The organism is Humidesulfovibrio idahonensis, assembly GCF_054657715.1.
Window position 1 is genome coordinate 1,813,540 of the sequence record NZ_BAAHYE010000003.1, and the last position, 18,353, is coordinate 1,831,892.

The 18,353-nt window shown below is 67.7% G+C and carries 12 protein-coding genes; 4 read left to right on the forward strand and 8 right to left on the reverse strand.

Annotated elements, in window-relative coordinates:
• The first annotated feature begins 9 nt into the window (after positions 1 to 9).
• The gene (locus ACYQ4W_RS14400; RefSeq protein ID WP_459857983.1) at positions 10 to 1,353 is read left to right on the forward strand and encodes a deoxyribodipyrimidine photo-lyase; all 1,344 of its coding nucleotides are present in this window, start codon (positions 10 to 12) and stop codon (positions 1,351 to 1,353) included.
• 146 nt (positions 1,354 to 1,499) lie between these two features.
• Here ACYQ4W_RS14400 and ACYQ4W_RS14405 read toward each other — a convergent pair whose 3' ends face one another.
• The 5 genes from ACYQ4W_RS14405 to ACYQ4W_RS14425 are packed head-to-tail and all read right to left on the reverse strand — an operon-like array spanning position 1,500 to position 7,397.
• On the reverse strand, positions 1,500 to 2,717 hold the full coding sequence (locus ACYQ4W_RS14405) for an aldo/keto reductase (protein ID WP_459857985.1): 1,218 nt from the start codon (positions 2,715 to 2,717) through the stop codon (positions 1,500 to 1,502).
• 37 nt (positions 2,718 to 2,754) lie between these two features.
• Entirely contained in the window at positions 2,755 to 4,584 is a 1,830-nt protein-coding gene (locus ACYQ4W_RS14410) for a 4Fe-4S binding protein (RefSeq protein ID WP_459857988.1), read from the reverse strand.
• A gap of 3 nt (positions 4,585 to 4,587) precedes the next feature.
• Positions 4,588 to 5,631 (reverse strand): DUF362 domain-containing protein, encoded by a 1,044-nt coding sequence (locus ACYQ4W_RS14415; RefSeq protein ID WP_459857990.1) that lies wholly within the window; start codon positions 5,629 to 5,631, stop codon positions 4,588 to 4,590.
• A 1-nt stretch (position 5,632) separates the two neighbouring features.
• Positions 5,633 to 6,733 carry a DUF6599 family protein gene (locus ACYQ4W_RS14420; RefSeq protein WP_459857992.1) on the reverse strand — a complete coding sequence of 367 codons (1,101 nt, stop codon included), beginning with the start codon at positions 6,731 to 6,733 and terminating at the stop codon, positions 5,633 to 5,635.
• Between the two features lie 13 nt (positions 6,734 to 6,746).
• Positions 6,747 to 7,397, reverse strand: a complete 651-nt coding sequence (locus tag ACYQ4W_RS14425; protein WP_459857995.1) for a hypothetical protein — start codon at positions 7,395 to 7,397, stop codon at positions 6,747 to 6,749.
• Positions 7,398 to 7,727: 330 nt separating this feature from the next.
• Here ACYQ4W_RS14425 and ACYQ4W_RS14430 point away from each other — a divergent pair, with 330 nt between their 5' ends.
• Positions 7,728 to 9,767, forward strand: a complete 2,040-nt coding sequence (locus ACYQ4W_RS14430; RefSeq protein WP_459857998.1) for a methyl-accepting chemotaxis protein — start codon at positions 7,728 to 7,730, stop codon at positions 9,765 to 9,767.
• A 102-nt stretch (positions 9,768 to 9,869) separates the two neighbouring features.
• Here ACYQ4W_RS14430 and ACYQ4W_RS14435 read toward each other — a convergent pair whose 3' ends face one another.
• The 3 genes from ACYQ4W_RS14435 to ACYQ4W_RS14445 form a co-directional block, all read right to left on the reverse strand.
• The gene (locus ACYQ4W_RS14435) at positions 9,870 to 11,612 is read right to left on the reverse strand and encodes an aldehyde ferredoxin oxidoreductase N-terminal domain-containing protein (protein WP_459858000.1); all 1,743 of its coding nucleotides are present in this window, start codon (positions 11,610 to 11,612) and stop codon (positions 9,870 to 9,872) included.
• A complete protein-coding gene (locus tag ACYQ4W_RS14440) occupies positions 11,609 to 12,043 on the reverse strand; it encodes a 4Fe-4S binding protein (RefSeq protein WP_459858002.1) in 435 nt (144 codons plus the stop codon). Before ACYQ4W_RS14440 ends, ACYQ4W_RS14435 begins: the two co-directional genes overlap by 4 nt.
• 228 nt (positions 12,044 to 12,271) lie before the next feature.
• Positions 12,272 to 14,998 carry a bifunctional acetate--CoA ligase family protein/GNAT family N-acetyltransferase gene (locus tag ACYQ4W_RS14445; protein WP_459858004.1) on the reverse strand — a complete coding sequence of 909 codons (2,727 nt, stop codon included), beginning with the start codon at positions 14,996 to 14,998 and terminating at the stop codon, positions 12,272 to 12,274.
• A gap of 359 nt (positions 14,999 to 15,357) precedes the next feature.
• On the opposite strand from ACYQ4W_RS14445, the gene ACYQ4W_RS14450 reads away from it, so the two are divergent.
• The gene (locus ACYQ4W_RS14450) at positions 15,358 to 15,906 is read left to right on the forward strand and encodes a FlxA-like family protein (protein WP_459858006.1); all 549 of its coding nucleotides are present in this window, start codon (positions 15,358 to 15,360) and stop codon (positions 15,904 to 15,906) included.
• Between the two features lie 303 nt (positions 15,907 to 16,209).
• On the forward strand, positions 16,210 to 18,198 hold the full coding sequence (acs, locus tag ACYQ4W_RS14455) for an acetate--CoA ligase (RefSeq protein ID WP_459858008.1): 1,989 nt from the start codon (positions 16,210 to 16,212) through the stop codon (positions 18,196 to 18,198).
• Positions 18,199 to 18,353: the final 155 nt, after the last annotated feature.

The following is an 18,353-nucleotide window of genomic DNA, read 5'->3' on the forward strand; positions in this document are numbered from 1 at the left end:
AGGCACCCCATGCATCCAGCGCGCGCCCGGCTCATCCACACCACTTTGGAACACCCCGGCCCGGTGCTTTACTGGATGCACCGGGAGATGCGCGCGGCGGACAACTGGGCCCTGCTGCACGCCAGAGCCCTGGCCGCAGAGCGCGGCCAGCCCCTGGCCGTGGTGTTCTGCCTGGCCCGGCACTACCCCCTGGCCGCCCTGGCCCATTTCGCCTTCATGGTCCACGGCCTTGCGGAAACAAAGGCGATCCTTGCGGACCTGGGCATTCCCCTGGTGATCTTGCGCGGCGAGCCGGGGCAGGCCGTGGCGGACTACGCCCGCCAGGTCCGCGCCGGGCTCCTGGTCACAGACGCCGACCCCACGAAGCCCAAGCGCGCCTGGCTGGCCGACCTGCTGGCCAAGCTCTCGTGCCCGGCCATCGAGGTGGACGCCCGCAACGTCGTGCCCGCGCGCGCGGCCTCGGACAAGGCCGAGTACATGGCCCGCACCATCCGCCCCAAGATACAGCGGCGGCTGCCGGAATTTCTCGACCCCTTTCCGCCCGTCGCCCCCCAGGCCACGGCTTGGCCGGCGGCGCTGCCCGCAACGGACTGGCCCGCGCTTCTGGCCGAGTTCGGCCCGCCGCCAGAGCATTTTCCCCCGGGCGAAAGCGCTGCCCTGGCCGCATTGGACCGCTTTGTGACCAGCGGTCTGCCGCGCTACGCCGATGACCGCAACACGCCCGTGGAGCCCGCCGCGTCGCTGCTCTCGCCCTATCTGCACTTCGGGCAGATTTCGGCCCAGCGCATCGCCCTGCGCGTGCTGGCCGAGGCGGAGACCCCCGGCGAGGCGCGGGAGGCCTTCCTCGAGCAGCTCATCGTGCGGCGCGAACTGGCCGAGAACTTCTGCCTGCATACGCCCCATTACGACACCCCGGAGGCGTTTCCGGCCTGGGCGCGGGCCACCCTGGCCAAGCACAAGGCCGACGTGCGGCCCTATCTGGTCACCGAGGGCCAGCTGGACGCGGGCGAGACGCGCGATCCCTTGTGGAACGCGGCCCAGCGGCAGCTGCTCGCCACCGGGCACATGCACGGCTGGTTGCGCATGTATTGGGCCAAGCAGATCCTGCTCTGGTCGCCGGACGCGGCCACGGCCCTCGCCCGCGTGCTGCGCTTGAACGACACCCTCTCCCTGGACGGCCGGGACGTGAACGGCTACGCCGGGGCCGCCTGGAGCATCGGCGGCGTGCACGACCGGCCCTGGCCGGAACGCGCCGTGTTCGGCACCGTGCGCTCCATGACCGCCAGCGGCGCGGCGCGCAAGTTCGAGACCCGCGCCTTCATCGACCGCTGGACCCGGCCGCGCCTGGTCTGACGCCCCACCCCGCAAACGCAGGGAGCCGGCAGGTCTCCCCGCCGGCTCCATAAGCACAACTTCTCGAAGCAATCATTCCGCGCGGCGGGCAAACCGCCATTCGGCCCGGCCGGAAGGACCGGGCGCGGCGTCTTGCGACGTCACCTCTAGGCCAGGGTCTCCACGGCCTCGCGCATCAGCTTGGCGATGGCGAGCTTGTGCGGGCACGCGGCCTCGGCCTTGGCGTAGTCCGCCTGGGCCAGGCGTCCGCGCACGGCCTCCGGCAGTTCGGCGAAGGTGGCGCGGCCCAGTCCCGGCTCCTCGTACTCGCGGTGGTACATGAGGCTGCGCATGACGTGGCTCACCGGCAGCCCGCCCGTGGCGGATTGACAGATGCTGCCGCAGCCGCCGCAATAGCCCGTGCACTCGGCGCTGGCCAGCTCAAACAACGCGCCGCGCTCCGCGCTGGAAAGGGCGGTCTGGTCGCGCGCGGCGGCCACGTTGGCCGAAAGGATGCTGATGGACGGCATTTGCGAGCAGATGCTGGCCACGCGCTTTTCCTCCCACACGGCCTTGAGCCGGGCCTGCTTGTCGGTGAAGCCGCGCTTCAGGAACTGCTCCGAGACCTTGATCTCCGCCGGGGTGGGCGCCGTGGCCGGGCCCATGCCCTGGGTCTTCATGGCCACCAGGCCTATGCCCGCGCGCGTGCTGGCGTCGATGGCGGCCTGCATGGCGGGCTTGTGCATCACCGTGGTGTTGTACGTGTGCATGATGACGTCGAACCCGGCGGCCGGGCCGCCCTCCTTGGCCGCGGCCTGCAGCAGGTCCTCCATGTTGGCGTGGGTGCTGAACCCGAAGTGGCGGATCTTGCCCGCCGCCTTCATCTGCGCGGCAAAGGCGCGCATGTCCGGCGTCAGCTGGCTCATGGAGTCGATGCCGTGGACGAAGAACAGGTCCACATAGCCTGTTTGCAGCCGTGCCAAGGATTTTTCGAAGCGGGCCGGGAAGTCGCCGCCCTTGGGCGTCAGCTTGGTCACCAGGAACACGTCCTTGCGGCGGTCCGGATTTTTGCCGAAGAACCGGCCGAAGCCCTCCTCGGACTGGCCGCGTCCGTAATACTCCGCCGTGTCCCAGTAGGTTACGCCCCAGTTGAGGGCCTGGCGCAGCAGCAGCTGGTTGTTGATGGTGTCGAACATGCCGCCCAGGGCCAGCACGGGCACCTCGACGCCGGTTTTGCCCAGCATGCGCTTGGGCATGGCGGCGGGCGCCGCGGCCAGGGCCTCGCCGGCGGATAATGCCGCCGCGGCCGGAGCGGCGGCGACGGCTGCCGCCCCAAGGCCCAGGGTCTTGAGGAATGCTCTGCGGGACGTGTCGGAATCGGACATGGCGCGCCTCCTTTGGCGTGTTGTGACCGGATGTGGCTCAGACCAGCATGCGCCCCGGACCGGAGCGCGACTCGTTCTCGTAGCTGACGCGGATGCCGCGCAGGCCGGCGATGGGGCATTCGTGCTCGCACACGCCGCAGCCGATGCAGCGCGCGGGGTCCACGTAAGGCTTTTGCAGCCGCACCAGAATCTCCAGCGTGTCGCCGCTGGTGAGCTTCCAGCCCTGTTTGGGGTCGGGGGTGGCGTCCAGGGTCAGGGTCTGGCCGCTTTCGGCCCAGGTGCAGGCGTTTATGCGCCGCAGACCCTGCTCGGGCGCGGTCATGGGCTGCGCGCCCGAAGCCGCGGCCGGGCGCAGGTAGTAGTCGCCGCTGCCCAGGTTCACCACGGGCTTGGCCAGGCCGGACAGGGACACCCGCGCGTCCTGGTGCAGAACATACTGCGCCTGGCCGAAGCGTATGGGCTCAAAGGTGGTGCGCGTGTAGATGGATTTGGGGCTCACCGGGCACAGCTCCTGGCAGACCAGGCAGGGCCTGTCGGACGCCCAGGGCAGGCAGCGCGTGCGGTCCACAAAGGCCGTGCCCAGGCGCAGGGGGCCCTTGGCCGCAAACGGCCCTTGCCCCAGCTTCTCGTCCAGGCTCAGGGGGCGGATGGCCGCGGTGGGGCACACGTGCCCGCAGGCCACGCACTGCACCTGGCAGCCGCTCGAACCCAGGCGGTAGTTCAGCACCGGGGTCCAAAGGCCCTCCAGGCCGGCCTCGCCCAGGGCGGGCTGGATGACGTTTGTGGGGCACACGCGCATGCACTGGCCGCAGCGGATGCAGCGCGACAGGAAGCGCGTTTCGTCAAGCGCGCCCGGCGGGCGGATGAGCAGCGGATTCTTGCCCGTCTCGGCCAGGCCGCCGATGGTCCACAAAGGCGCGGAAAGGGCCCCGGCCGTCAGGGAGACCACGAAGCCCCGGCGCGTGGGCTCGGGCAGGTGCGTTTCGCCCCCGGCAGAGGCGCGCGGGGCAAAGGTCATGCGGCCTTGCGGGCAGGCGTCCAGGCAGTTCATGCACATGAGGCATTCGCTGCCGATGATCTCGCCGGAGGGGCGGCACGCGCCTTCGCAGTAGGTGTCGCACAGGGTGCAGCTGCCGCACGCGCCGTGGGCCTGGTCGTCCTTTTTGCCCATGCGCCAGGGCGCGAAGCGGTTCAACATGCCGAACAGCGCGCCCAGCGGACACACATAGCGGCAGAAGAACCTGGGCCGCAGGATGTTCAGCGCCAGCACGCCCGCGAACACGGTGAACAGGAGCCATGCCGAGGCATAGTGCCGGGGTTTGGTGAACAGGGCCTGGAACCCGGCGTCGACCACCGGGGCCACGGTCATGTTCAGGGAGCGGAAGACCAGCGGCAGGGGGTCGAAGAGCCCGGTCTGCAAACTGCCGAAGCACGCCGCAGCCAGCAGAAAAGCCAGCAGATAGTACTTGGCGGCCTGCCAGGGGCTGTGGCCGTTGTCCGCCAGACGGGCGCGCAAAGCCGCCCCGCGCGCGCCGGGAACATGCGCGCCCACGCGCCGTGCCAGCCAGCCGGCGGCCTGGTTCAGCGCGCCCAGCGGGCAGGCGAAGCCGCAAAAGAAGCGCCCCAAAAAGGCCGTGAGCAGAATCGCCGGCACGGCCCACAAGAGCGGCGCGTACCACGTGCGCGTGGCGAGCAGCGTGCCCAGGGCCGTCAGGGGCGAAAGGGACAGGATGAAGTTCACCGGCCAGCCGGAGAGGCGGAAGAAGCCCGCCCCCAGCGTGCTGACGGCGCACAGCCAGAGCGTGAGCAGGACGAAGAAGACCTGGCTGATGCGGCGGGCGGCGACGATGCGAAGGATGGGGCGCATGGCTCAGGCCCCCAGGTCCAAGAAGTGCGGGTTCAGGGATTTGTAGTCCGCGGTGCCTGCCCGCGCGGTCTCGGCCAGCTTGATGTACGGGGCCTCGGTGAGGGCCCGGCCCAGCAGCTCCATGCCGAAGGCGTCGGCCGCAACCGGGTCCGTGGAGACGGCCAGCACGTGGGCGGCCTTGAGGTCGGAGAGCGAGCCGCCCGTGGGCCCGTTGGTCATCATCACGGTGACGCCGTCCAGCACGCACAGGGTGGGCGTGGCCAAGAGCGCCAGTTCGGCGATGATGCCGTTGATGTCCTGGTGGAACACGTTTCTGCGCCCGCCCAAAAAGCCGTAGCAGTTCTTCAGGCACATGGAGGCCCCGGCGCGGTGGTGGTCCTTCACCGGGGAAAGGTTGACGAGCTTGGTCACGCCCTTGAAGGCTCCGGCCAGGGCGGGCCAGTCGCGGATGAGCCGCCCGTCGGGCACGCTCACCGGGGCGAAGAGATCCTCGTTGGGCAGAATGACCCTGGCGCCGTTTTTTGTCGCGGCCTCGGTGATGCCGGTGAGGGCGAAGCAGCTTTCCGGGCTATGGATGGGATTGTCCGTGACGGCGACCCGGACGGCTCCGGCCTTGAGGCACAGGGCGGCCATGGCCGAGACGAGGTCCGGGTGCGTGGTGGCCCCCAGCGTGGACGAGGTGGCGAAGGCCGCGTTGACTTTGAGCAGCACGCTGTCGCCCGGTTTGATGAAGGCTTCCAGACCGCCCAGGGCGGCCAGGGCGCGCTCCAGCATGGCCTTGCGGGCCACTTGTCCCGCCTGGCCTGCGGCGGCCTGCGGGTCGGCGCGCACAATGGCCATGCGTCCGGGCTTGCCGCGCAGGGCCTCGATGGAATAATCGCCCAGGCCCTTGGCCTCCGCGGTTTTGGGCTGCGCTGGCGGGCCGCTTCTGTCCAGCAGGGCGGCTGCCAGGCCGCCCCCGGCCAGGGCGATGGCCGAGGCCCCGGCCACCCGGCGCAGGAAGTCGCGGCGTGAAAGGTCCGGGGATTTCTCGTGCGCGTCGGCCATGCTATTTCTCCAGGCCCTTGGCTTTCAGTTCGGCGTCCAGGGCGGCGGCCAGCTTGAGGGCTGTGGACAGGTCTGCGGCGTCGTGCACGCCGAGCAAAAACGCGCCGCGCACGAACAGCAACTCCACGCTGCCCGTCATGCTCAGCACCACGGAACCTGCCGGAGCGCCCGCCTGGGCGGCCACGGCGTAGCCGTTGTCCGTGAGAAAACGTTGATACAGCTGCGCCGTCGCCTGGGCCTCGGCCGGGGTCTTGCGGCGCGAGACAAAGGCCGTGGCGCCGCCGCCCGCGCTGGCCGGGCCGGCGTCGTATTCCGCCGTGTACATGCTGGTGAGCCCTTGGCAGCCAAAGGCGTCGGCCACGGCCAAACGCACGCTGTCGGCCTTGAGCCCGGCCTTGGGGAAGAGGTCCTGGGGCTGCGCCGCCGCGCCGCCGGTCTTCCTGGCGTCGGCCGGGCTTTCGCCCACGCCCGCCAGCACGGCCTTGGCCAGGGCCTCCAGCGGAGCCTTGGCCCCGGCGCGGTCGGCGATGACCTCCAGGTAGTGCGCGCCGCTGGTCAGGAACAGCGCGTTCTCCGTGAGGTAGGCGTTTTTGGCCAACGCGCTTTGGGCCGCGCCGGGCCTGCGCTGGCCGCTGAACACGGCAAAGGCCGCGTCCGCAGACTTCATGCGGTAGAGATAGACCTCGATGCGCGCGCCGCCGGCCTGGTAGCTGCGGCAGGCCATGGCCGCGAAGCCCGCGCTCAAATACAGCTCGGCCTTGCCGTCGATCTTGTCCGAGAGGGTGACCGGCGTGAAGGATTCGGCCTGGGCCAGAGGCTTGAGACCCGGCCCGCTCTCCGGCAGCAGGGAGGCCAGGGCGCCGGATTTCGCCGCGCCAGGGGCTCCGGCCTCGGTTGCGTTCTCCGCGCCGGAGGCGGCGGGGTTCGCGCTCGAACCGGCCGGTTGCCCGGCCTTGAGCGCCGGGGCGCGCAGGGCCACCTCGACGGCCGGGTTCAGCTGCTGGCGTGTTGTCAGCACCCACGCGGCAACAGCGCACAAAAGCGCCAGCACGGCCAAGGAGGCCGCGTTCTGCGCCGGGCTGACCATCTTCTTTCCTGCCATGTCCGCTCCTGGGCTACTTGCCCGGCCGCTCGCCCTTTTCCAGATCGAACACCGGGGCGAGGCGTGCTTCGCGTTGGAGCGCCTGCTCAAGATTCGTGGTCACCAGTTCGCCGTTGACGGACAGGAAGCGCAGCTCGGCCGTGGGGGCCAGCCCGGCGGCCTCGGCGCGCTTGAGCCCGGCCAGGGCCGCGCCGTAGTAGCCCTGGGCCTTGCCGCCGTGGAACTGGCTGCGCCACTTGAGCCAGGTCTCCGGCGTGCTCCCGGGCGAGGTCACGAACACCGCGTGCGTCACCTTGCCGGGGCAGTCCTCCTCCAGGGTCACGCTGAACTCGAAGGGCGGGATGTCCTTCAAGCCCTTGAGGCGCTCCACCCGCGCCAGCTCGCCCTTCTCTATGAGCCATGCGGCCGGGCACGCGCGCGTTTTGGCGTAAAGGGCGATGGGCCCGTAAACGTCTTTGGGCGCGTTTTCGCTGGCGGTGAAGTATGCCTGCAAAACGTCCTTGGGCGGGGCGTAGGGCACCAGGTCCCCGGTTTGCCGCAGGGACTCCGCCTGGGCGCTCGGGGCCTGTTTGCCCTGGGTGCGGGCATCCGCCGCGTGGACGGGGGTGGAGGAAAAACAGCAGAGGCCGATGGCGAGGGCAATGGAAAAACAACGATGGCGCATGGTCCCTCCGGGGTTCGGGTGCGGGACGGGATTGGGACAGTGGCGAGGATATGGAATGAGACCAGGGTGGTCAAGAACCGGGCTGGGGCAAAGTAGTTGCCCGCGTCACAATCCCCGGCGCCTGGGCTGCATGGCGGCGGGGGCAATTGCTCCCGAAACGGTCTTGTATGTGCGTAATTCAGGAATTTTGACCGGAGGATATCCATGACTGATGGAACTATTTCTCGCAGTCTTCCCTGTTGCTGTAACAATTATGTTCCGATAGTGTACGTATAAGTGTCAGGACTCCCCCGGACAACAAGTCTTATGACAATGAGTGCAGGAGGACCAATGAAACTGAATATTTTCGTGAAAGTCACCTCCATGGTCGTCGCTGCTGTTTTGGCTACGGCGCTGGGCATGTTTCTCGTCGCCAATTATTTCGTGAGCAAGGGCTTCGACTCCGAAGCCCGCGACAATATCGCCCTGTTCCAGGGAGTGGTGGAGAAGCAGATAGAGGCACAGAAAACCGACCTCTTCCAACTGGCCACCTCGCTCTCCCACAATCCCGCCGTCATCGAGGCCACAAGCAAGGGCGACGCCAAGGCCCTCAAGGCCCTGCTCAAGCCGGAGCTGGAAATAAATCAGGTGGACTCCATCCTGGTGTCCGACGCGAAAGGCATCATCCTTGTGCGGGCCCACGACAACAAGGCCGGCGATTCCGGCCTGAACCTCATCAGCCTGGCCAGCGCCCTGAAGGACAAGCCCGTGGTCGGCATCGAACGCGGCAACGTGGTCAAGTTCGGCGTGCGCGGCGCGCAGCCCATCAAGGTGAACGGAGAGATCGTGGGCGCCATCGCCGTGGGCAACAGCCTCACCGGCGAAAAGTTCGTGGACGGCATCAAGGACCTGACCGGCATGGAGATGACCATCTTCGATCAGGACACCCGTGTTTCCACCACGGTGCTGAACGATGGCAAGCGCGCCGTGGGAACCAAGATGGACAACCCGGCCGTGCTTGAAGCCGTGTTGAAGAAGGGCGAAGCGTTCCACGCCAGCAACGTCATTTTGGGCAAGCCCTTTGAGACCGCCTACTGGCCCCTCAAGGACGTGAACGGCAAGACCGAGGGCATGTTCTTCATCGGCAAGGAGCGCAAGGTCATTGAGCAGACCAAGAGCGGCATCAACTGGTCCATGTCCTTGGGCGCGGTGGTCATCTGCGCCATCATGGGCGGGCTGGGTCTGTGGTTCGCCCGCACGCTGGCCACGCCGCTCAAGCGCACGGCCGACTTCGCCACCAAGGTGGCCGAGGGCGATCTGGACGAGAGGCTCGACGTGCACCGCGCCGACGAGATAGGCACCCTGGCCGAGACCCTGCGCCACATGGTGGACAAGCTGAAGCAGATGATCCTTGAAAGCGGCCAGAAGAGCGAGGAGGCCTCGCGCCTGGCCGAGGAAGCCCGGCGCGCCACGGCCGTGGCCGAGGACGCCCTTAAGCAGGCCGCCCAGGCCAAGCGCGAGGGTCTGCTTCAGGCCGCGGGCAAGCTGGAGCAGGTCGTGGGCGTGGTCTCCTCCGCGGCGGAGGACCTGGCCTCGCAGATCGAGCAGTCGCGTCGCGGCACGGAGCACCAGTCCCAGCGCGTCACCGAAACCGCCACGGCCATGGAGGAGATGAACGCCACAGTGCTGGAGGTGGCGCAGAACGCCGGGCGCGCGGCCGAGACCAGCGAATCCGCCCGTAAGAACGCCGCCCAGGGCGCGCAGGTGGTGGCCCAGGCCGTCACCGGCATAACCCTGGTGCAGAAGACCAGCGAGGAGCTGAAGCAGGACATGTCGTCCCTTGGCCGCCAAGCCGACGGCATCGGCAACATCCTTTCCGTCATCACCGACATTGCCGACCAGACCAACCTGCTGGCGCTCAACGCCGCCATCGAGGCCGCGCGCGCGGGCGACGCCGGGCGGGGCTTCGCCGTCGTGGCCGACGAAGTGCGCAAGCTGGCCGAGAAGACCATGACCGCCACCAAGGAGGTCGGCCAGGCCATACGCGGCATTCAGGACGGCACGCGCAAGAGCATCGAGAGCGTGGACCGCTCGGTTTCGACCATCCAGCAGGCCACCTCCCTGGCCGAGCAGTCCGGCCAGGCCCTGCACACCATCGTGGGGTTGGTGGAGGCGAGTTCGGACCAGGTGCGCAGCATCGCCACCGCCGCGGAGCAGCAGTCCGCCACCAGCGAGGAGATCAACCGCAGCGTGGAGGACATCAGCCGCATCTCCAACGACACGGCCGAGGCCATGAATCGCTCCGCCGACGCCGTGGCCGAACTGGCCCGCCAGGCGCAGAACCTCAAGGCCCTGACGGACCAGCTGCGGGCCGAGGGACAGCAAGGCTGAGAACGGAATCAAGGGGCTTGTCCCCATTGCGAAAAAGCCGGAGGGAGCGATTCCTTCCGGCTTTTTTCGTGCGGGCGCGGCGTTGACCGGGGAGGCGGAGGGCTAGACTTCCTGCCCCAGCTCCATGAGCTTCTTGGCGTAGGCTTGGCGCAGGGTCTCCATGTACTCCGCGTCGATGGGCCCCTTCCAGGTGACGACCTCGGTGTAGCGCTTGGGGATCTTGGCCTTGAGCGGCGCGTAGCCGGAGCGCATGCGCAGGCGCCAACGCAGGCGCTGGATGGCCTCTCCCGCCGCGTCGAGGTTGGCGGCCACGTCCTGGTAGCCCAGTGACGTGAGGGCCAGGCCCAGGTGCTCCGCGTTGTACACCCCGCGGGCGAACAGGCAGCCCACCATGCTGGTGAGCACGCAGCGCCCGGCCTCGTCCTTCACAAAACCCGCCACGGTCTTGTCCGCGTCCTTGTCCTGGGGTTTCTGGTCGGCGGAATATGCGCCGGAGTCCAGGTGCGAGTGCCGGAAGCTCAATGACTCGGACACGAAGAAGCTTTCGCCCGTGGCGTAGCCGGCCATCTCCTGGCCCAGCACGCAGGCGTAGTCCTCGCCGTTGTAGTGGCTGGCGGCCTTCATGGTGCCCTGGGCCAGGCGGCGGTAAAATTCGTTGGTGCCGCAGCCCAGGTGGTGGATGGCCGTTTTGTAGCCCTCGGCCTCGCCGAAGGTGAGCGGGGTCAGGGTCTCGGCCTCGGTGATGTGCCCCTTTTGCAGGGCCTCCGTGGCCCAGGCCAAAGCCACGCCGGAGCTCATGCAGTCCAGGCCCTCGCGCTCCACGCTGTCCATGAGGCCCAAAACGGCGAAGCCGTCGGTCATGCCGAGCATGGACCCCAGCGAGAAGATTGGCTCGTAGTCGTAGGCCACCTGGCGGTAGAGGAAGCGGTGGTCGGCCATGAACTTCTCGCGCAGGAAGCCCACGTGGATGCAGCCCACCGGGCAGCCCGCGCAGGCCGCGTTGCGCAGCAGCATGTCGTCGGCGAAGCGCTCGCCGCTGATGCCCTCGATGCCGGGGTCGGTGGTGGCCTGCAGGTTGCGCCAGGGCAGGCTCTTCAGCTCGTTGAGCGCGGCCACGTTTCCGGCGGTGCCCAGGTCGTGGTACTTGCTCATCATGGTGGTTTCGGTGAGCTGCCCGTAGATTTCCTTAAAGGCGGCGGCATAGGCCTTGCCCTCGGGCAGGGGGAAGGATGCGTCGCCCAGAATGGCGATGGCCTTGAGGTTCTTGGCGCCCATGACCGCGCCGGAGCCCATGCGCCCGAAGTGGCGGTACGTGTCCACGTTGATGCAGGCGTAGGCGCAGCCCGTTTCGCCCGCGGGGCCTATGCGCAGAATGCTGCGCGTGCCGCTGCCCGGCAGCATGTGCCGCAGCATTTTGCCCGTGGTGAACACGTCCTTGCCCCACAAGAAGGGCGCGTCGATGATCTCCATGTGCTGCGAGCCCACGCTGAGCACGCTGGGGCGCTGGGCCTTGCCCACCACGACCAGCGCGTCCATGTCCGCGAAGCGCAGGGCCAGGGCGCTGCGCCCGCCCGCGTGCGACTCCGTGTACTGGCCGTGGTAGGGCGAAAGGAACGAGCACACGGTCTTGCTCATGAGCGGGAAATAGCCGGTGAGCGGGCCGATGGCGAAGATGAGGGGCTGGGCGGGGTCGGTCCAGGGCGCGCCCGGGTCGCCGTACTTCTCGAACAAAAGCGCGGCCAGGCCGGAGCCGCCGAGCCACTGGACGCGGCCGGGGATGTTCTCGGCCCGGGTCTTGCGGGTGGAGAGGTCGACGACGACCACGCGGAAATGCTGGCGGATCATTCGGCCACCTCCTGCACCACGTTGGCCTTGCCCTTTTCGGCCAGCTCCAGGCAGTCGTGCGGGCAATAGGGCACGCAGCGCCCGCAGTGGATGCACACGTAGGGGTTCTGCAATTCGTCCTGCACAATGGCCTCGACCGGGCAGGCGGCCACGCACTTGCCGCAGCGGATGCAGAGCTTCTTGTCCTGCTTCACGCCGCCGTCGCTCTTGCGGGGCGAAAGGGAGCCCGTGGGGCAGGCGGCCGCGCACGGGGGCGGGTCGCAGGCCAGGCACACGCGCGCCTCGAAACCGGTGGAGATGCCGCCGGAGGAGCCGATGCGGATGCCCGCGGTGAACCAGGACAAGCGGCCGTGCACCAGCCGGGCGCAAGCCAGCGAGCAGCTTTGGCAGCCGATGCAGCGTTCCATGCGTGCGGCGGTGAGGGTTTTCATTGTGGGCAGCCTGTAGTGAGAGGTGTTATCGATGGCCCTTCATGCACTCTTGCGGGAAATATCAAATGTGATGTGCTTTGGTCCATATTTTTTATGCACTACTTATAGGGCGTATAGCCTGGCCGCTGCAAAGCCGCCTTTATGTTTGAAATGGCATAAACGCGGGCGCGCCGCGCAATGGCGGCGGCACAGCGGAAAAGCGCTTTCTGGGGGAACGGGGAAGAGCGGCTACGTGCCGGCGGGTTCTTTGGCGAGGTCCAGCTCCATATCCACCAGCTCCTCCTCGGAGTTGATTTTGATGCTGAAGCCGAACTTGCGCGCCAGGCCCTGCATGGCCTTGTTGTCCACCATGGTCTGCCCCACGAGATGCCGGGTGCCGCGGCCCCTGGTGTAGTCGATCATCTTGCGGAAGAGCATGCTGCCCAGGCCCGTGCCTTTCTGGTCGGAGCGCACGATGACCGCGAACTCGGCCTCGGTGTTGTCCGGCTTGGTGGACGAGCGCACCACGCCGAGCGTCTCGGGCAGGCCGCCCTCGGTGTGGGCGCTGGCGATGAAGGCCATCTCCCGGTCGTAGTCTATCTGGGTGAAGCGCGCCATTTCCTTGTGATCGTAGTCGCGCCGCACGGTGCCGAAGAAGCGCATGCGCAGGTCGTCGTCGGAAAGCTTGTTGATGAAGTCGCGGTGGGCGGCCTCGTCCTCCGGCCGGATGGGCCGCAGCGAGACCTTGCGCCCGGTCTTGAGCACGGCGGCCTCCTCCAGCTCCTTGGGATAGGGGCGGATGGACAGGCGCTCCGCGCCCGCGCGCGTCTCCGGCGCCACCAGCACGCGCGCGCCCAGGCACAGCACGCCCAGCTCGTCGGCGTAGAGCGGGTTGATGTCGAGCCCGGCGATCTGCGGCACGTCCACCAGCAACTGCGCCATCTGGATGATGGTCAGGCAGATGTCGTCGATGTCCGCGGCGGGGCGCTCCGGCGAGCCGGACAAAAGCCCGCCGATGCGCGTGCGCGAGATGAGCTCCCGCGCCAGGCTCATGTTCAGCGGGGGCAGGGTCACTGCGTGGTCGCGGATCAGGTCGCGCGCCATGCCGCCGTGGCCGAAGGCGATGACCGGGCCGAACACCGGGTCGATGTGCGCGGTGAGGAAAAGCTCGTGGGCGCCCGCGCGGCGGCCCATCTTCTGCACGGAAAAGCCCTCGATGTAGGCGTCGGGCCTTTGGCGCGAAACACGGGCCAGAATGCTCGCCGCCGCCTCCCAGACCTTGTCCGGGCCTTCCAGGTCGAGGGCCACGCCGCCGACCTCCTGCGGCCGGCTGATCTGCGGGCTCTTGAGCTTCACCGCCACGGGGTAGCCCAGCTGGTCGGCGGCGATGACCGCCTCGCGCGCGCTGGTCACGTGGCGCGTTTCCACCACGGGAATGCCATAGGCCGTGAGCACGTCCTTGGCCTCGGCGCTGGTGAGCCTGCTGCGGCCCTCGGCCAGGACCCGGGCGCACAGGCCGCGCGCGGTTTCCGTGTCGGGGAAGAAGTCCGAGGGCAGGGAGTCCGGCGTTTGGATGAGCAGCTCCTGGTTCTTTTGGAACTGCACCATGTACAGAAAGGCGCGGATGGCCTGCTCCGGCGTCTCGTAGGTTGGCACGCCCGCGTCGGCGAAGACCGCGCGGGCCTTCAGGGCCGAGTCCGAGCCCATCCACGAGGTGAGGACCATGCGCTTGGCGCGCTTGGCCTGCAGGGCCACGGCCGCGGCCACCTCGATTTCCGAGAGCCCGGCAAAGGGCACGTGCAGCAACAGCGCCGCGTCCACGCCAGGGTCGGAGAACAGGATTTTGAGCGCCTCCACCCAGTCGGCCGCGGGCGCGTCGAAGCGCAGGCCCACGGGGTTGCCGCCGTCCCACGCGCCGCCCAGCAGCTTGTCCAGGGCTTGGGTGGTGTCGTCGGAGAACTGGGCCAGCCTGCCGCCGCCGGCCAAGAGCGCATCGGCCGCCATGATGCCCGCCGAGGCGCCGTTGACCAGGATGGCGAGCTTGTCGCCGCGCACGGGCCGCCCGCCGGAAAGGGTCTGCGCCGCGTCGAAGAGTCCGTCGATGCTGCCCACGCGCAGCATGCCCGCGCGGCGGAAGGCCACGTCGTAGACCTCGTCGGTGGAGGCGTTGATCTCCAGGGCCTCGGCCGCGCGGGCGCTGGTGGCCTTGGCCAGCTCGGCCAGGGCCGCGTGCAGGGCCTGGCCCGGGCGCAGGGCCAGAACCGGCTTGTTGCGCGAGGCGGCCCGCGCCGCGGAGACGAAGCCCCGCGCGTCGTGGATGGACTCGACATATAAGAGGATGGAGCGCACCAGCGGGTCCGCGCCCAGGTGGTCCAAAATGTCGGCAAAGGTGATGTCGATTTGCGCGCCCAGGGAAATCATGTGCGAAAAGCCGATGCCGTGGCTGCCCGCCCAGTCCAGAACCGTGGTGAACAGGCTGTCGGACTGGGACAGGAAGGCCGTTTTGCCGGGCAGGCTCTTGGTGTGGGCCAGGCTGGCGTTCAGGTTCAGGGAGGGCACGATGAGCCCCATGCTCTTGGGACCGAGAATGCGCAGGGCCGGGGGTTTTGCGGCCTCCAGAATTTCGGCGCGCAGCTTGAGGCGGCTCTTTTCGTCCAGCCGGGCGAAGCCGGGGCCCATGAGCGCAACGGAGCGCGTGCCGCGCGCGCGCAGGGCGTCGATGATGGCCGGGGCCTCCATGAGCGGGCGGCAGACGATGGCCAGGTCCGGCGTTTTGGGCAGGTCGGCCACGGTGGCGTAGGTCAGCACCCCGGCGATGGCCTCGGCCTCGCAGCTCACGGGCATGACCGGCCCGGTGAAGCCGCCGCCCATGAGGTTCTTCATCACCAGGTGGCCGATGTTCTGCGGGTTGTTGGCCGCGCCGATGACCGCCACCGCCTTGGGGCTGAAGAGGGAATCGAGGTTGGTCAGGCTCATGCGGCCCCCGGGTGCGGAAGTGGCGGTGATGAACCGGCAGGAACGCCGGACATGGCTTCCAATAGCCCGAACAAGGGGTTGGTGGCAACAGGCGCGCCTTTGCCCTGCGGCCGTTGTTTGGACGTGGGAGCAACGCCCGCCCGGCGTGTCCGGCATTGATATTTCTGCTGGCCGGAAATGCCATGGAAGGCATGCTACGATAATTTATCGTTTTAAATTGATATGTTGAGAGATGATTTCGAACACCGTGAAGCGAAAAAATAAATACGTGGCAGCCCTTAAGGTATTGCCGCGGAACACCGATACAACACCCAAGCAAACTTTTGTGTCCCCCCCATCTGAAACACAGGAGAAGAGCAATGGACATTTCCGGCTACACCAATTTGGCTTCCACACTAACAGACGGCACCTCCACAAGCGGCGTCACCCTCAGCTCCATGTCGAAGACGGCGAAGAGCACCCTGAACACCGCCTCGGACAGCTCCAGCTCGTCCGACTCCGGCGACACGGTGAGCATCTCCGACGAGGCCAAGTCTTTGGCCGCCAGCAGCGCCACAAGCAATGCCGGCACCACCCTCACCATGGGCAAGAGCTCCAGCAGCTCCAGTTCGAGCAGCGGTTCGAGCAGCAGCTCCAGCTCCAGTTCGAGCAGCAGCTCCAGCAGCAGCTCGGAAAGCACCACGGAGAAGCTGCAGAAGCAGATCAAGGAGATTCAACAGCAGATCGAGCAGGCCAAGAGCGACTCCAGCCTGACCGCGGACGAGAAGCAGGCCAAGGTGCAGCAGCTGCAATCCCAGCTGCTGATGTACCAGTCGCAGCTCGCCGAGGCCCAGGCCGAGAGCTCCGGCTCCAGCGCCAGCTCCAGCGGCGGCACCAGCGCCGAGGGCATGGCCAGCAGCCTGACCTAGCCGCCTTCGCCAAGACACCGGAACGCCACACGCCACGCCTCCGCCCGCCGCCCCTGACCAGGGCCGCGGGCGGTTCTGCTTTTCGTGAAAAATCGAACATATCCGGACATCCCCGCATACCCCTGGGCCCCACCCGCCCGCTTGCGCCGTTCACTTCGCCTTTTGCGCCGTTCACCGAAGAACGCGGGCCAAGGGCTTGCAACCTTACGTAGGAAATGGGCACGAAACACAGCACGCCGGGCGCGACGGAATGAGCGTTCCGTGAAGCGGCGGGCACACCAACGAAAGGCAGGAGTGAGGCACATGAGCGAAGACATCAAGATCGAAAGCTTGCAGCAGGCCGGGCTTGTCTTTGATCCCCCCAAGGCCGTGACGGCCGGGGCGTACGTCAAAAGCATGGCCGACTACGAGGCCATCTACAAACGCGCCGACGAAGACCCCGAGGGCTTCTGGGCCGACCGCGCCCGCGAGCTCCTGTCCTGGGACAAGCCCTTCACCAAGGTGCTGGAGGCCGACATGGCCACCCCGGTCATCAAGTGGTTCGGCGACGGCAAGCTGAACGTCTCCGCCAACTGCCTGGACCGGCACCTGACCGACGGCCGCCGCAACAAGGCCGCGCTCATCTGGCAGGGCGAGCCCGAGGACGACGTCAAGGTCTACACCTACCAGATGCTGCACACCGAGGTTTGCCGTTGCGCCAACCTGCTGAAAAAACTCGGCGTCAAGCGCGGCGACCGCGTGGCCCTGTACCTGCCCATGATTCCGGAGCTGGCCATCGCCATGCTGGCCTGCACGCGCATCGGCGCCACACACTCCATCGTGTTCGCGGGCTTCTCCGCCGTGAGCCTGCAAAACCGCATCGACGACTGCCAGGCCAAGGTGCTTTTGACCGCCGACGCCGTGCTGCGCGGCGGGCGCGCCATCGCCCTCAAGGGCAACGTGGACGAGGCCCTCAAGACCTGCCCGACCATTGAGCAGTGCGTGGTGGTCAAGCGCGCCGGCAACGAGATCCGCATGGTCGAAGGCCGCGACATCTGGTGGCACGAGGCCATGGCGGCCGAGGACATCACCGGCGACTGCCCCTATGAGAAGATGGACGCCGAGGACCCGCTGTTCATCCTCTACACCAGCGGCTCCACCGGCAAGCCCAAGGGCGTTGTGCACACCACCGGCGGCTACCTGACCTACGCCGCGCACACCACCCAGTGGGTGTTCGACGTGCACGACGACGACGTCTACATGTGCACGGCCGACGTGGGCTGGATCACCGGCCACAGCTACATCGTGTACGGCCCGCTGGCCCTTGGCGCCACCAGCGTCATGTTCGAGGGCGTGCCGAGCTTTCCCAAGCCGGACCGCTTCTGGAAGATCGTGGACAAGTTCAAGGTCAACATCTTCTACACCGCGCCCACGGCCATCCGCGCGCTGATGCGCGAAGGCACCGACTGGCCCAAGAAGCACGACCTCACGAGCCTGCGCATTCTGGGCAGCGTGGGCGAGCCCATCAACCCCGAGGCCTGGATGTGGTATTTCGAGCACGTGGGCGGCAAGCGCACGCCCATTGTGGACACCTGGTGGCAGACCGAGACCGGCGGCATCATGATTTCCGCACTGCCCGGTGCCACGCCGCTGAAGCCCGGCAGCGCCACCCGGCCCCTGCCCGGCGTGGCCGCGGCCATCGTGCGCAACGACGGCAGCGACGCCGGCCCGGACGAGGGCGGGCATCTGGTCATCAAGAAGCCCTGGCCGGGTATGCTGCGCGGCGTGTTTGGCGACCCGGAGCGCTACCGCAAGACCTACTTCGACCGCTTCCCCGGTTTCTATGAAGCCGGAGACGGGGCACGGGTAGACAAGGACGGCTATTTTTGGATAATGGGTCGACTGGATGATGTGATCAACGTCAGCGGCCACCGCCTGGGCACGGCGGAAATCGAGTCCGCCCTGGTGGCCCACGCCAGCGTGGCCGAGGCCGCGGTGGTGGGCATGCCGCATCACATCAAGGGCCAGGGTATTTATGCCTACGTGACCCTGAAGAGCGGCATCGAGGAGTCCGACGCGCTGCGCAAGGAGCTTGTGGCCCATGTGCGCAAGGAGATCGGCCCCATCGCCACGCCTGAAGTCATCCAGTTCACCGACGGGTTGCCGAAGACCCGTTCGGGCAAGATCATGCGGCGCATTCTGCGAAAGATCGCCGCGGGCGAGATTGAAGACTTCGGCGACACCTCCACGCTGGCGGATCCGACCGTGATCACCAGCCTGGTGGAAGGAAAGAAGGACCTCCTGGGTCAGTAGCGCCGACTCAGGAATCATCCGGGGTTGCGGGGGCGGATTGGCCGCCCCCGCTTGACCCCCCGGAGGGAGAAGCGGTGCGCCTTTTCCGGCGTCCCGTCGGGCATGGCTTCTCCGGCGAGCGTTCCCTCGGCGCCGTTTCCGCTCCGAACCGCGAG

Coding starts and splice junctions, on each gene's coding strand:
- ACYQ4W_RS14435 (WP_459858000.1), bottom strand. CDS start 11,612: ATGATCCGCCAGCATTTCCGCGTGGTCGTCGTCGACCTCTCCACCCGC.
- ACYQ4W_RS14445 (WP_459858004.1), bottom strand. CDS start 14,998: ATGAGCCTGACCAACCTCGATTCCCTCTTCAGCCCCAAGGCGGTGGCG.
- ACYQ4W_RS14420 (WP_459857992.1), bottom strand. CDS start 6,733: ATGGCAGGAAAGAAGATGGTCAGCCCGGCGCAGAACGCGGCCTCCTTG.
- ACYQ4W_RS14410 (WP_459857988.1), bottom strand. CDS start 4,584: ATGCGCCCCATCCTTCGCATCGTCGCCGCCCGCCGCATCAGCCAGGTC.
- ACYQ4W_RS14440 (WP_459858002.1), bottom strand. CDS start 12,043: ATGAAAACCCTCACCGCCGCACGCATGGAACGCTGCATCGGCTGCCAA.
- ACYQ4W_RS14450 (WP_459858006.1), top strand. CDS start 15,358: ATGGACATTTCCGGCTACACCAATTTGGCTTCCACACTAACAGACGGC.
- ACYQ4W_RS14405 (WP_459857985.1), bottom strand. CDS start 2,717: ATGTCCGATTCCGACACGTCCCGCAGAGCATTCCTCAAGACCCTGGGC.
- ACYQ4W_RS14415 (WP_459857990.1), bottom strand. CDS start 5,631: ATGGCCGACGCGCACGAGAAATCCCCGGACCTTTCACGCCGCGACTTC.
- acs (WP_459858008.1), top strand. CDS start 16,210: ATGAGCGAAGACATCAAGATCGAAAGCTTGCAGCAGGCCGGGCTTGTC.
- ACYQ4W_RS14425 (WP_459857995.1), bottom strand. CDS start 7,397: ATGCGCCATCGTTGTTTTTCCATTGCCCTCGCCATCGGCCTCTGCTGT.
- ACYQ4W_RS14400 (WP_459857983.1), top strand. CDS start 10: ATGCATCCAGCGCGCGCCCGGCTCATCCACACCACTTTGGAACACCCC.
- ACYQ4W_RS14430 (WP_459857998.1), top strand. CDS start 7,728: ATGAAACTGAATATTTTCGTGAAAGTCACCTCCATGGTCGTCGCTGCT.